This window comes from Candidatus Poriferisodalis sp. (assembly GCF_965262965.1).
Lineage (GTDB): Bacteria > Actinomycetota > Acidimicrobiia > Acidimicrobiales > Poriferisodalaceae > Poriferisodalis.
Map to the genome: position 1 here is coordinate 3306178 of NZ_OZ253573.1, position 12782 is coordinate 3318959.

The 12782-nt window shown below is 61.8% G+C and carries 15 protein-coding genes, 1 pseudogene and 1 CRISPR repeat array; of the genes and pseudogenes, 13 read left to right on the forward strand and 3 right to left on the reverse strand.

Annotated features, from left to right (window positions below):
- Window positions 1–142 precede the first annotated feature (142 nt).
- The gene (locus ACQY5K_RS15825) at window positions 143–1327 is read left to right on the forward strand and encodes an AAA family ATPase (RefSeq protein ID WP_428117191.1); all 1185 of its coding nucleotides are present in this window, start codon (window positions 143–145) and stop codon (window positions 1325–1327) included.
- Window positions 1324–1944 (forward strand): DUF4276 family protein, encoded by a 621-nt coding sequence (locus tag ACQY5K_RS15830; RefSeq protein WP_428117193.1) that lies wholly within the window; start codon window positions 1324–1326, stop codon window positions 1942–1944. The genes ACQY5K_RS15825 and ACQY5K_RS15830 overlap by 4 nt, the downstream gene beginning before the upstream one ends.
- Window positions 1945–1961: 17 nt before the next feature.
- Here the strand turns inward: ACQY5K_RS15830 and ACQY5K_RS15835 are convergent, their stop codons facing one another.
- Window positions 1962–2147 carry a hypothetical protein gene (locus tag ACQY5K_RS15835; protein WP_428117196.1) on the reverse strand — a complete coding sequence of 62 codons (186 nt, stop codon included), beginning with the start codon at window positions 2145–2147 and terminating at the stop codon, window positions 1962–1964.
- Window positions 2148–2272: 125 nt separating this feature from the next.
- A complete protein-coding gene (locus tag ACQY5K_RS15840) occupies window positions 2273–2749 on the reverse strand; it encodes a molybdopterin-dependent oxidoreductase (RefSeq protein ID WP_428117199.1) in 477 nt (158 codons plus the stop codon).
- 118 nt (window positions 2750–2867) lie between these two features.
- On the opposite strand from ACQY5K_RS15840, the gene ACQY5K_RS15845 reads away from it, so the two are divergent.
- The 9 genes and pseudogenes from ACQY5K_RS15845 (at window position 2868) to ACQY5K_RS15885 (ending at window position 9705) form a co-directional block, all read left to right on the forward strand.
- Window positions 2868–3305: a nucleotidyltransferase family protein gene (locus tag ACQY5K_RS15845; RefSeq protein WP_420442976.1), complete on the forward strand. Its 438-nt coding sequence runs from the start codon at window positions 2868–2870 to the stop codon at window positions 3303–3305.
- On the forward strand, window positions 3302–3637 hold the full coding sequence (locus tag ACQY5K_RS15850; RefSeq protein ID WP_428117203.1) for a HepT-like ribonuclease domain-containing protein: 336 nt from the start codon (window positions 3302–3304) through the stop codon (window positions 3635–3637). The genes ACQY5K_RS15845 and ACQY5K_RS15850 overlap by 4 nt, the downstream gene beginning before the upstream one ends.
- A gap of 221 nt (window positions 3638–3858) precedes the next feature.
- Window positions 3859–5112, forward strand: coding sequence for an ATP-binding protein (locus tag ACQY5K_RS15855; RefSeq protein WP_428117206.1), 1254 nt, complete (start codon window positions 3859–3861; stop codon window positions 5110–5112).
- Between the two features lie 260 nt (window positions 5113–5372).
- Window positions 5373–5435: pseudogene (locus ACQY5K_RS15860) on the forward strand (FitA-like ribbon-helix-helix domain-containing protein); the annotation flags it as partial.
- Between the two features lie 22 nt (window positions 5436–5457).
- Window positions 5458–5610, forward strand: a complete 153-nt coding sequence (locus ACQY5K_RS15865) for a hypothetical protein (RefSeq protein WP_428122862.1) — start codon at window positions 5458–5460, stop codon at window positions 5608–5610.
- On the forward strand, window positions 5607–5867 hold the full coding sequence (locus tag ACQY5K_RS15870; RefSeq protein WP_428122864.1) for a hypothetical protein: 261 nt from the start codon (window positions 5607–5609) through the stop codon (window positions 5865–5867). The genes ACQY5K_RS15865 and ACQY5K_RS15870 overlap by 4 nt, the downstream gene beginning before the upstream one ends.
- Window positions 5868–6226: 359 nt before the next feature.
- On the forward strand, window positions 6227–7846 hold the full coding sequence (locus ACQY5K_RS15875; protein ID WP_428117209.1) for a CRISPR-associated endonuclease Cas3'': 1620 nt from the start codon (window positions 6227–6229) through the stop codon (window positions 7844–7846).
- Entirely contained in the window at window positions 7843–8829 is a 987-nt protein-coding gene (locus ACQY5K_RS15880; protein WP_428117212.1) for a hypothetical protein, read from the forward strand. The genes ACQY5K_RS15875 and ACQY5K_RS15880 overlap by 4 nt, the downstream gene beginning before the upstream one ends.
- Before the next feature lie 378 nt (window positions 8830–9207).
- Window positions 9208–9705 (forward strand): hypothetical protein, encoded by a 498-nt coding sequence (locus tag ACQY5K_RS15885; RefSeq protein ID WP_428117215.1) that lies wholly within the window; start codon window positions 9208–9210, stop codon window positions 9703–9705.
- 23 nt (window positions 9706–9728) lie between these two features.
- A CRISPR array of direct repeats spans window positions 9729–10122; the repeat unit is 28 nt; unit sequence GTGCTCCCCGCGCCAGCGGGGGTAGGCC.
- Window positions 10123–10162: 40 nt separating this feature from the next.
- Here the strand turns inward: ACQY5K_RS15885 and ACQY5K_RS15890 are convergent.
- Window positions 10163–11137, reverse strand: coding sequence for an IS30 family transposase (locus ACQY5K_RS15890; RefSeq protein ID WP_428117218.1), 975 nt, complete (start codon window positions 11135–11137; stop codon window positions 10163–10165).
- A gap of 414 nt (window positions 11138–11551) precedes the next feature.
- Between ACQY5K_RS15890 and ACQY5K_RS15895 the strand changes: the two genes are divergently transcribed.
- Both ACQY5K_RS15895 and ACQY5K_RS15900 read left to right on the forward strand, forming a co-directional pair.
- Window positions 11552–12373, forward strand: a complete 822-nt coding sequence (locus ACQY5K_RS15895) for an exonuclease domain-containing protein (protein WP_428117221.1) — start codon at window positions 11552–11554, stop codon at window positions 12371–12373.
- A 203-nt stretch (window positions 12374–12576) separates the two neighbouring features.
- Window positions 12577–12729 (forward strand): hypothetical protein, encoded by a 153-nt coding sequence (locus tag ACQY5K_RS15900; RefSeq protein WP_428117224.1) that lies wholly within the window; start codon window positions 12577–12579, stop codon window positions 12727–12729.
- The last annotated feature ends 53 nt before the right edge of the window (window positions 12730–12782 follow it).

A 12782-nucleotide genomic window follows, 5' to 3' on the forward strand; every position in this document is an offset into this window, starting at 1 on the left:
AGGTGACTCATCGAGTCCTCAGGAGGCTCGATTTGAACCTTTGGCGCTCGTGGGCGGCACCATAGGATCGAACCGAATTCGGCCATCCCCGACCACGGGCCGATGCTGCGTTCAGCGTCCACTACGAGAGATTGAGCCACTGATGGACAACAAATCTCCGAACGAGGGTCATGAGCCGCCGCAATCGGACGTGTCTTCAGGCTCGGTGACGTTGGACTCCGTAGCAATTCGTGGATTCCGCTCGCTGGCCGACGTGGAGTTGGGCGGACTGGGCGGCGTAACGGTTCTCATCGGCGCGAATGGTTCGGGCAAGTCAAACTTCGTTCGCTTCTTTGAGATGTTGGGCTGGATGCTGCGGTCTCGTCGTCTCGAGCAGTTCGTCAACCAGTACGGCGGTGCCGACGATCAGTTGTTCATGGGGAACAAGGTGACACCGCGGATGGAGGCCGATATTCGCCTCAAGACGCAGAGCGGACTCAACGAGTACTCGATCTCACTTTCCTACGGTGCTCCCGATCGCTTCATCTTCAGCGATGAGCGCTGGCGATTCAGCGATCCCGACAAAGGGCTGGGGTTGGCTCCATGGAACTCGGCGGGAAGCGGTCACACCGAAGCGAGGATCGATGACGCCGCCAAGGGTCACATTTCGGATGTGAATCCGACGACGGCGCGTGTGGTCTGCAACCTGCTGAGGGACTGCCACACCTTCCAGTTTCATGACACGTCCCTAGGTGCCGCCATGAAGCGACCATGGGACATGAGCGACAACCGCTTGCTGCGCTCTGACGGCGGCAACTTGGCCGCTGTGCTTCTCCGACTCCTGGACGAATACCCGGATCACTACGAATGGGTCCAAGGCAACATCCGACGCATCCTGCCCAATTTTGATCAGTTCCTCATCGAGGAACGGCACGGAAAGGCGATCCTGCGGTGGCGCGCAACGGATTGGGACAAGACGTTCGGCGCCCATCTGACATCGGATGGGTCACTCAGATTCTTCGCGCTGGTCACGCTTCTCAACCTTCCGTCCGACATGCTGCCCAAGGTGATCGTCCTCGATGAGCCGGAACTTGGCTTGCACCCTGCGGCTGTATCCCTGATCGGGTCGATGATCGAATCGGTGTCCGATCAGTGCCAAGTCATCGTGGCTACTCAGTCGCCCCATCTCGTCGACGCCTTCGACCTCAGCGAGATTGTGGTGATGGAGCTGGAGAACTCCAAGACCGCGGTGCGCCGGTTGGACCGCAACGACTACCTGCGTTGGCTTGAAGAGAACTACACGACGGGAGAACTCTGGCAGATGAATCTGCTCGGCGGCCGCCCATGAGGCGCGTGGCAGTCGCCGTCGAAGGCGAAACCGAGGAAGAGTTCGTCAAGCAACTGTTGTCGCCGCATCTCAGCGAGCATGGTGTCTTGGTTGATCCAGTCAAGCCTGGGCGCCGTGGCGGCGACATCCACGTCGACCGGCTGGCGCCGCACATGGCAAGGCTGTCTTGGAGCTACGACGCGGTCACGTCGCTGGTGGATTTCTACGGCTTCCGTCACCGCCAGCCAGGCGAAACGGTGCAGGACCTTGAGGCACGAATTGAGATGGCAATCGGGACGCATCCCCGGAAAGAACCTCGCCTCGTTCCCCAGTTCGCCTACGTGCAGCAGTACGAGTTCGAAGCGCTGCTCTTCGCGGATCCGAACTCATTCAGCGTCCTGCCGAATTTGCCGAGGTCGGTGCTCACGATGCTCAGCGAGATTGCGGGCGGATTTCCGACACCGGAAGACATCAACGACAGCCCGACAACTGCTCCGAGCAAGAGAATCGAGCAGTGCGTCGCCGACTACAAGAAGCGATTCCACGGGCCCGCGATCGCGTTGAAGATTGGTCTGCCACGCATCCGCGCGGCATGCCCCCGCTTCGACGACTGGGTTTCCCGGCTCGAAGCCCTGTGAGGGAGCGTTGGCCAGCATCACGATTCGCTCTGATCGATCCCGTCCGCTACCCCCGCAATGACGCCCTCGGTCAGCGTGTTCATGCGCTCGGGCCGGTTCAGGGTGATGAAAGCAACAGTGTCGGCCTCGGTGTACAGCACCACCGGCTCCGCGTCGGATCCCTCTGCGTCACCGCTGCCGGCCGTTGGGGTGTCCGCGTCCATATCGCGGACGCTAGCTGCGCATGGCGCGCACACTCACTGCACAACCAACCCAACCGGCGCAGTTCGCGCCTCGTGCTCGGAGGCGTCTCGGTGGCCTAGGCGGTGCGGTGGCCAGCGATGGCCGGTTATTCCAGCGGGAATGGGAGTTGGAGCCACCAAGGGCGGTCGACGGGGTCGATGCGGGTCACCCACTTGACCCACCAGAAGCCCCGCCGTCCGGGTGCCACCAGTCGCACCGGGGCGCCGTGGCCGCGGCGCAGCGGCTTACCGCTGTAGCCGATGGCCAGGTACAGGTTGACGACGTCGCGAGCGGGGAACAGGCGGCTGTAGCCGGTCACCGATGTGACTTCCAGCGTGGGCGCGTCCACCGACCCCATCAGCTCGGCCAGCGGCACCGCGTCCCACGACTGGCGGCTCCACCACCCGCCGGTGCAGTCGAGGTCGGCCGCTTTGAGGCGTCCTGGTCGGCTGACGATATGCCACACCAACAGGGGGGCCAGCAGTGCGGCCAGCAGAACATGGGTCCACAGCGCCGACCAGTAGCCCACCCCGTGCCACAGCCCGGTGGCGTGGAGGACGCCGAGCAGTGAGCCAATTGCCAAGTCTCATCTCATGTCGATCTAGGTCAGCCACTGTATGGGCGATGGCCCTTCCGAACGGTTGGCAGCATCAGTTGAATCAACTGATGTAAGTGATGCTGCCAACTGGTAACGTCAGCGCATGAGGCGCGTCACGGTGACCATTCCTGACAATCTTGAGGCCGAACTGGATCGGTTCATCGCTCAGCAGCCGGCACTCCCGTCGGTGACTGCCGTGCTGCAAGCGAGCTTGGAGCAGTTTCTCGCGCAAGGCGGTGGACCTGGCCGCTCGACCCAGCTTGACCGAGTGTTGCGAAGCCGCCGGCACATCTCCGCGACCGCCCGAAAGTACGGAATCAGCGACATACGCATCTTCGGCTCGGTCGCTCGTGGCGAAGCGCGCCCCGACAGCGACATCGACATCCTCGTCTCAACGGGTCGCGGGACCGGGCTGTTCGATCTGGCTCGGCTGAGGATGGAGCTGGAGCAACTCCTTGAGGCTCCGGTGCATCTTGCGACCGACGGCGGCATGACCGATGCGCAGCGTGAAGCGGTCCTCGCTGAGGCCATCACACTGTGACCGACGCGGACCGGCATCGGTGGCAGCACATTCTGGAAGCGGCCGAGGCAGTTGCGCTCTATGCAGCAGTCGGCCACGATGAATTCAGACGCGATGCGATTCGCCAAGACGCGTGCGCCTACCGGCTGCTCGTCATCGGGGAGGCTGCCACGCGGCTCGCCTCAAGTCTCGGTTCAGCGTCCGATCTTGACGAACTCCGAGCAGCGGCCGACATGCGGAATTTCCTGATCCATGAGTACTGGAAGACCGATATCGACGTGCTCTGGCAAGCGGTCACCGAGGACATCCCGCGATTCGCCGCGAAGATCCGGTGCATCGTTGACGAGGCCTGACCAGTGACTCACTGATGTGGCGCCTTCGGACCTTGCGGCTTCGACATTGTGAATCCCTGGTCTGTGGGCTAAGTCGCCCACAGCGAATCGATGGGCACGATGAACAGGTGATCGCCGACTCTCCAATTCCCTGGTTCAGACCCCTCCAAATCCCCAGCAATCACCCCTCCAAATCCCTGGCAAAACAGCCTCCAAATCCCCAGTTCGAGTAGGCTGGAGACATGACGCAGCGTGTCGATCGACGGATTGCGCAGATCGTGAGGGATCGGCTCGCCGAGGAACCGGTGGTGGCGCTGCAGGGGCCGCGCACGGTGGGCAAGTCGACTCTCCTGGCCGAAGCCGCGGGCCGCCACGGGGTGCGCGTGATCGATCTCGATCAGCCTGCGATGCGTGACGCAGTGTCCGCCGATCCGGCGACGTTCGTGGCAGGCCCGTCGCCGGTGTGCATCGACGAGTTCCACAAGGCGCCGGTCGTGCTCGATGCCATAAAGGCCGAACTGAATCGTCAGCTTTCGGCTGGACGCTTCGTCATCACTGGCTCCACACGATTCGACGCGCTGCCGCTGGCTGCCCAAGCGCTGACTGGCCGCATCCATATCGTCGATGTGCTGCCGTTCTCGCAGGGCGAGATGGCCGGATTCACCGAGATCTTCTTGGAGACTGCGATGAGCGAGCCCGCGTCGCTCGTCTCGTCTCATCGTTCGCCGACGACTCGTTTCGACTACATAGCAAGAACCTGCATGGGCGGTCTTCCCCTCGCAGTGGCCCGCAGTGACGAGGCGCGCCGTCGCTGGTTCGACGACTACGTACGTGTGTCGCTGGTCCGCGATGTCACCGAGCTGGCCAAGGTCCGCCAAGGAGCGCTACTGCCCGCTCTGCTGCGACGTCTCGCAGGGCAGACGGCTCAAGTGCTGAATATGGCGAGTGCCGGCCGCGCAGTGGGGCTTGCTGCTGCAACGGCGGAGATGTACACGAAACTGCTTGAGGACCTGTTCCTCGTTCGCCGCCTGGAAGCCTGGGGTCGCACTCTGCGGGCGCGCGCCGCTGCCTCGCCGAAGGTGCATGTGCTTGACAGCGGCTTGGCGGCCCGGCTCATGGGTGTCACGCCGGAACGACTGGGCCGCCCCGATCCAGCTGCAATCACGGAGTTCGGCCATCTGTTCGAGACATTCGTGGTAGGCGAATTGCTCAAGCAGGCCTCGTGGGCCAGCGGGATCGCCTCGGTCGGCCATTGGCGCACCCACGACGGTCAAGAAGTCGACCTCGTCATCGAGCACAGCGACGGCGCGGTAACGGCGTTCGAGGTGAAGGCCGCAGCCCGTGTCGACCACCGCGATGCCCGAGGCTTGCGCGTACTACGCGACATCCTCGGCGAGGCGTTCAATGCGGGCTTCGTGCTGAACACCGGCGAGGTGACATACCGGCTCGACGACCGGATCATCGTCGCGCCCGCCGATCGCCTCTGGAGTGGTTGATCGCGTCGGTGTGCCAAGCAGAGAGGCGGCGGCGGGCATGGTCGACCTCGACAAATTGCATCCGTGGCGCCAAGGCGGCACCTATGCCGCTGATAGGCCCGAATCGAGTATCGACGAGGATTACCTGCGGCGCCACGTGTCAGCTGCGTTGAGCATCGCCCGGTTCGCTGCCGAGCGGTGCGCAACTGATGATTGCATTGCAATCACCCCGCTAGGTTCAGTCTGAGGGCAGAGAGCCACCGCCGGGGGGATCTGGAGCGATGGCAAGCATCACCATCCGCAACCTTGACGATCGGATCAAGGCGCGACTGCGCCTGCGTGCCGCCTGTGTTCAGCTAGACGACGATGTTCGTTCTGGACACGGACGTCGTCTCGGAGTTGATTCGTCCCATTCCCGAGATGTCGGTGGCCACGCGCCAAGTGGCCGATTTCGCCGGCATGGGCCTCGATATCGTGGATCCTTGGACTGTGCGCGGGGGCGGTGCCGCAGGGCGATGACGTCACGGATGCCATCCGGCTGTGGGTTTCGATTCCGCTGGTGGGACAAGGGACCGCGAAGCAACCGCCTGCTCGGCGGCACCGGCCAAACAGCCCTGCGGGTCACCTACCTGGAACAGACCGCAGCACGCGAGCCGAAGACCTGCCGCCTCACCCTGCTGAGCACCCACGCCGAGCGCCTGTTCGCTGTGGTCGGCCCCGGTGCAGAGCTGAGCGAGCGCACTCAACCGGCACAGCCGCGGCCGACGCCGGGGTAGCCAGCGTCCAATCTTCCCCGCCTTTCAGGACGCCTCGCGCTTGACTTGGAATGGCGGGGCCTTTCAATGTCAATGCAGCTTTCAGCCGGTCGCCGTTGCGCCCGACACGTAAGCCCCAGCAGAGCGCTGAGGTTCGCTGCAGCAGTGCGCAGCGCAGCCAGATGCGCACGCATCGCGCCCCGGCATGCTTGGCCCGAAAGCCGCTCAAGTAATAGTCATGAGGACAATTTCCTCGCGCGTGTCACACCCGCGCGCGAAGATGCATGTCGTGCAGATCGACTGGAACGAGCAGTGCGAGGCCGGTGCATCCGAACGGTGATGCTGACCAAGCCTCGTGCCAAGGCGATCGGAGGTGCACTGTGACCCGAACTCGGCCAGTTGGCCTGTCGCTGTGGGGAAAGTCGCACTCCCTCGACGAGCCGTACCCATTGGTATGCCACTTGTTGGACACAGCAGCGGCGGCGGAGGCGATCACGGCTCAGATGCTTCCGCGCAGCATGATCGAAGCCATCGCGCGTCACTTGGGCGCCTCGCCTGACGAGTGGGTTCAGGTAGCACGTGTGTTGGCCGGATGGCATGACATCGGGAAGGCCTCGTGCGGCTTTCAGAACTTCGACAAGGTGGCTTGCCCCGCCTGGGCACGCGGGCATCGGGACTCAAGCAGCGCTGGCAAGCATGATCGAATTGGGGCACTGCTGACTTGGGACCGACTCGATTCGATCCCGGTGCGCGCACGGGCGAGGGTCGCTCAGATCATCGGCGGACACCACGGTCTCGTACCGCTACTCAATGCTCAGGAGCTGTCTGCGTGGGGTGGAGCAGCGCAGACAGATCAGAGCCCGCCGCCGGAATTGGATCATGCCCGTCGCTGGCTTTGGGCAACACTCGATTCGGTGCTTGGCGAGATGCCGAGCCATCTCATTGCGACACCCGCTGCGTCGATGACGCTCGCCGTCGTGGTACTTGCTGACTGGATCGCATCATCCCACGACCTCATCAATGAGCATCAGAACGCACTTGACGCCGAAGGTTTCGACCCCGCCGGGCACTACAAGCGTGCACTGGCGCTGTCTGGCGACCATCTGCGAGCGACGGGGTTGGTTGCTCCCGGTATGTGGAAGCGACCAGTTCCAGCAGACCTCATCCACCGCGGCGAACCGAGCTGGACCGATCTGCAGTCAAGCGTCAGCGACGCGTTCCGTCCGACAGGTCCGGGAATCGTCGTGATCTGCGCTCCAACAGGCGAGGGCAAGACCGAGGCAGCATTGCTCGCTGCTTCCAAGCTCGCAGTCGCATCCGAACGGTATGGGATGTTCTTCGCCATGCCGACGGTTGCAACCGCGGAAGGGCTGTACAGCCGGTTGGAGCGATGCATGGAGCGGCTGATACCGGCCGGAGAGTCGCCAGCCCTCAGACGTGTCCACTCCCAAGCGCTGCTGACCGAGGGCGACGCACATGTCGCTGTGTCCGACGAATCTGCTGCAACGCGGGCGGCAGCAGCTTGGATGCAGGGGACGCGCAAGTCTCTGCTGGCTCCTTTCGGTGTCGGGACTATCGATCAGGTGCTGCTCGGGGCGCTGCGGTCCAAGCACTCTCCTTTGCGCATCCTTGGAGCCGCAACGGGCGTGCTGGTCATCGACGAGGCGCATTCGCTGGATCCCTACATGCGCAAGTTGCTCTGCAGGGCGCTGGAATGGCTCGCCGCACTCGCAACACCGGTTGTGGTGCTCTCGGCCACCATGCCTCACAAGCGGGTCGAGGAGCTATGCGTGGCCTATCAGGCTGGATGCGGTGCAGAGCGAGATACTGAGTTCGCTCTCGACGGTTACCCGTCTTGGCTCGCAAGTATTGCCCTAGGAGATTGCCCCTTTTCCGTTTCTAAACAACAACTGAAGCGGACTGGTGGCAATCATCTTAGGCAGCCGCCTGGAATGATTGTTGTAATCGTGCCTACTTTAACAAGGAGGAGAACGGCATGAATTCTAGAAAGCAAGCAAGCAACCCATCCGCAGTCAATCCCTCCGGAAGCAGGCGCTGGTTTAAACTGGCAAACGTTTTCAAGGTGGTGGTTGCGGTCTCGTTAATCGCAGGCACAGTTGTCGTCATACAGATGGCAGCCAGCGGTGGTGATCCAGGAGAACAAGTGGTTGTAGCGGAAAATCGGGACTCTCCGGAGCCTCCTGAGACCACCGTGCAACCAGACGAAGAGCGTTCAGCTGAAGCCAAGACAGACACCTCAGAAGTGATCGAAACAGTGCCGACAACTAGCACCGTGCCAGTCACTACTCAACCCGAGGATACCGGCTCCGAGACGGAGACCGTGACCGAGGAAGAGGAGGAGGTATCTGTCGAAGATCCTGAAGAAGGGAACAACGGCGAGACTTCCGAACCCGAGGAGACCGGCTCCGAGACGGAGACCGTGACCGAGGAAGAGGAGGAGGTATCTGTCGAAGATCCTGAAGAAGGGAACAACGGCGAGACTTCCGAACCCGAGGAGACCGGCTCCGAGACGGAGACCGTGACCGAGGAAGAGGAGGATACAACAGAGTTTGTGCTAGAAATTGGGGCTAGCCCTGTATGGGTGGCGGAAGAACTGGCAATTGAGGATTTTGCACTGGCATGCGGGTATGTTTATGGCCGCTCCGAGTGTGACGATTCTGAAGATTCTCAAATCTTAGTACAGATGATAGAAGAATTCTACGACGATAGGTGCGGAGATTTTGAGTTGGGGTATGGTTGCTCTCAACTATCCTCGTCAGAAATGGCAGCATTCAGCATCCTCAAAGCCTGTCCGCTAGGCTGGTCTATGAGACGGACGCAATTGGGTGTAGAAGGCATAGTAAACTCAAGATGCTATCATCCGGATCACGACCAATATTACAGAGATGGTGCACGGTCCGAGCCTGAAGAAGCAGATCCCCGAGGAGTGCGTAGCGACCATTGGATCAGTAATTCCTGGTAAAAGAGTGCCTCCCTAGATACTCTTTCAGGAACACGAAGGCTCTTGGTCACCCCGCCCCCTTCTCTCGGCAATTGTCGAGGGGAGGGAGCGGGGTGGCACAACATTAAAGTTAAACGTTAAGATTTAATGCGATTCATCCAAGCTTCAGTCAGTTATACTGCAACATATATTTGCGCCACGCTACCTCCCGCATTATTGGAATTAAGATATTTTAATTATTGCCTTGGATATATGCCACCTCTCCAGGGTGTTGTAATAAATATGATTAGGGCATACAATCCGTTCTCTAGATGGTAGAATTGTTGCTATATTATTGAGCGTAAGCACAAAAAGTAACACAAAAGATTGGACATGTAGGTGTATTTTAGAAAAAGGCGCTTGGGCAAATCTCGTCTATCGCAAATTGCCCGTCGAACTACAGCGGTCGGCATAGCGGGTGTTGCTATTCTAGGATTCACATATGCTGCCATTGGCATACTGGATACCGGCTCAACAGCGCATGCTACTATTACTAACGAAAACGAAGCTAAAGAAGGTATTAAGGGATGGACTCCGGATAATATAGACCAAGGTGAAAGTACGTGGGCTTCTAATCAAGAAGATATTAATGGCAACCCCATTCCCAATAACGGCTACGGTGAACTCGGTTCCCTGCAGGAAAGGACGAGTCCCTTCCTATTTATAAGCGGCGACGGTCAAGGAGGTGGGAGCTTTTATAATTTCCATAGGACTGAACTTTACCTCTCGTTATGGATTCCGAACACTAAAAACTTAAACTCATACCAGCTAAATACCTTCGACCTTTGTAATAAATCAGATTTTGATAGAAATATAAGCTACGGACACGCCAACTTAGATTTTAATATTGACGTGTGATCGCCCGGGCCCAGGGCAGCAGGGTGCTCCCCGCGCCAGCGGGGGTAGGCCATTGAAGTCGTGATCGTCGTAGTCGGTTCCGTCGTGCTCCCCGCGCCAGCGGGGGTAGGCCCAGGCGCACCCCGTCGACGTCGACTACGTAGTGGTGCTCCCCGCGCCAGCGGGGGTAGGCCGTAGTGGCCGTTCTGGTAGGCGATCTCGTTTCCGTGCTCCCCGCGCCAGCGGGGGTAGGCCCCCCAAGTAGGTCGTCCGCGTGAAGGTGTACTGGTGCTCCCCGCGCCAGCGGGGGTAGGCCCAAAACAGCGGGATGCCTGGCGCGGCGACCAGCGTGCTCCCCGCGCCAGCGGGGGTAGGCCCTCGGTCACGGATCCCGGCCGAGTCGCAGTGATGTGCTCCCCGCGCCAGCGGGGGTAGGCCTTCGTAGTCCGTGCTGCCCATTTCAGTGCAGTGGCAAGCTCTAGCGGTGGTTGCAAGTGAGTTGAGTGTAGATGTCGGCGGCTGATTGCCAGTGGTGGAGTCGGCGGGGCATGTGGTTGAGTTTGTCCTCGATGACCGAGAGCCGCAGCTGCGCGATGTCGAGGCTGGTGCCTTTGGGGAGCCATCGGCGCATGAGCGCGTTGGTCTGCTCGTTGGTGGGTCGCTGCCACGGCGAGCGCGGCTCGCAGAAGAACACCTCGATGCCGAGCGCTGCTTCGATGTCGGCCCGGCGGGCCTTCTCGCGGCCTTGGTCCCAGGTGAGGGTGCGCACCAGCCCGCCGGGCTGGCGGCCCAGCGCCGCGGTGACCGCGGCGGCGACCTGGGGCGCGCTGTAGCCGTCGGGCAGCGCGGCAGTCAAGCAGTAGCGGCTGGTGCGCTCGGCGAGGGTGACCGCGGCGGTGAGGTTCGCTTTGCCGACGATGAGGTCCCGGTCCCAGTGGCCGGGCTCTGTACGGTCCTCGACGTCGGCGGCCCGGTCGGCTATCGGCCGGTATTGCCCCAGCGGGCTGGGCTTTTGGGCCTGCGCGACGCTGCGCGGCCGACGGCGCCGGCAGCGCCGCGGCAGCTTGTCCCAGGAGCCGGCGGGCAGGCCGCTGCGCGCGTCGTTCGCGCAGCACGCCCGATAGATCGTCTCCGCGCACACGCTCATGCCCGCCTCGCGCAGGTCCGCCGCCGCTGCGTGCGGGGACCACCTCAGCTTCAAGCGCTCAGTGACCGCCGCGGCCAGCACCGGATCATCCGCCAGCTTGGAGACCCGAACGCGTCGCGCCCTCGCGCACGCCCACGCGTGCGCCGCGCGGGCGTCATAGCCCGCCCGCCCGCCGCAGCGGGCCAGCTTGCGATGCACCGTCGACGGATCACGGCCCAGCCGGGCCGCTGCGTCCGCGACGCTGCGGCCCGCCCCCAGCGACGACTCGATGAACACCCGCTCATCCAAACTCAGCCTCGCTGCCATACTCGACACCTCCATCGGTCGGCTGCATGTGTTGGCAACGGTCATCATGACCGTTCACTTGCAACCACCGATGGAGTTCGCCCCCCCTCTGTCAACGTGGTGTGAGACGGCTGATGGCCGTGAATCACTGAGCGCCGGGGTGCCGAAGGAAGATGACGGCGATGGCTCCGTTGCATGGCTCGATCGAGTCCGTACGTAGGTTGAGTGGGCATTCCTCACACTGGCCACGAGCGGTCACTCAGCGACATTAAGTGGTTCACTATTCGGTGCTGGGTACGGTCATTCCCGGAATCTGTGCACCCACAACGGCGGCACTTCACGCGCGCATCAGACCGTGTGTATGGGCGTTGGGAGATTCTGCTGGCACGCGTGGCACGCTGTGGATACAGATGCCCAACGATCCGGGGAGACGGCATGGGCAACGACTGGACCGGCACCGCAGACGTCAAAGAAATCGGGTCAACGTCGAACCTACGTTTGAATGCCCTCAGCGGATTCGCTGCCGTCGATGTCGAAACTGCGAATGAGCAACGCCGGAGCATCTGCGAAATAGCCGTCGTGACAGCGAACAGCGGGGGAGCGCTTCGGCGTCGATCTTGGCTGGCGCAGCCGCCAGCAAACCGGTACGAGAGGGCGAATATTGACGTACATGGCATCACTGCCGCTGATACGAACGCTGCTCCTCGATTCTCGGCGATATGGCCTCAGGTGCGGGACGAGATCGGTGAGCGGGGAATCGTGGCGCACAACGCCGAGTTCGACATCGATTGCATTGCCAAGACGCTGCGCCACTACAGGATCGACTGGGAGCCGTCGACGCATGCATGCACACTGCGGATCGCCGATTTGGTGCTTTCAGACCGTGTAGGGAAGTTCACTCTCGGAGCACTCTGCCGGGATCTCGGCATCGAAATCCCGAACGCGCACCGTGCTGCCAGCGACGCTGAAGCCGTCCTGCTGCTCGCCGCTGCACTGTATGACCGATCCGACGAACGGAGCTTCCAAGCCTTGGTTGTACGGTCCGACACTGGCTGGCGTGAGCGGCGCGAGGCATCCGTACGCCGGGCGATGTACGCGAGCACGGATCCAGCGACTGCAAGACAGATCGATTATTTGAGGCTCCTCTTGCAAGAGCGTCGTCAGACGATGAGTCTCGAAGGCATCACCAAGGGGGACGCGTCACGCGCGATCGACTCCCTCAAGACGGGTCGATCGCCAAATGACAGCCGCACCTAGGACCGCCCCGTTTCCGGTGGTGCAGCAACGCGGCGCCTTCGACGCTCGCGTGTGAGTCTCTTGGCCCGCATACGCGGGCACGGAGGTGACATTTTCCGGCTCTTCGCGGTTGTGTGGGATGACGGTGGTTTGAGGTTCCGTTTGTAGGGGGCGAGGCCCTGCTGGGATCGATGTTTGGAGACGTCGAACCCTGGAGGGCCTCGATGGCGAGTGATGTTGTGTTGGTGCGGCTGTGGCTGTCGCGCCTCAGGATGCTGGAGGTGGCGGTCGACGCGCCTGAGCGGCTGGCGGTGAGGGTCGCCGAAGGCTCCAACCATTGGGAGATTGATCGCCGGGCTGTGGCCCGGGCGGGATAACGGGATCTGCGCGAGCGACGGCGCTGCTGTTTCCTAAGCGCTGGTCGGGTGCT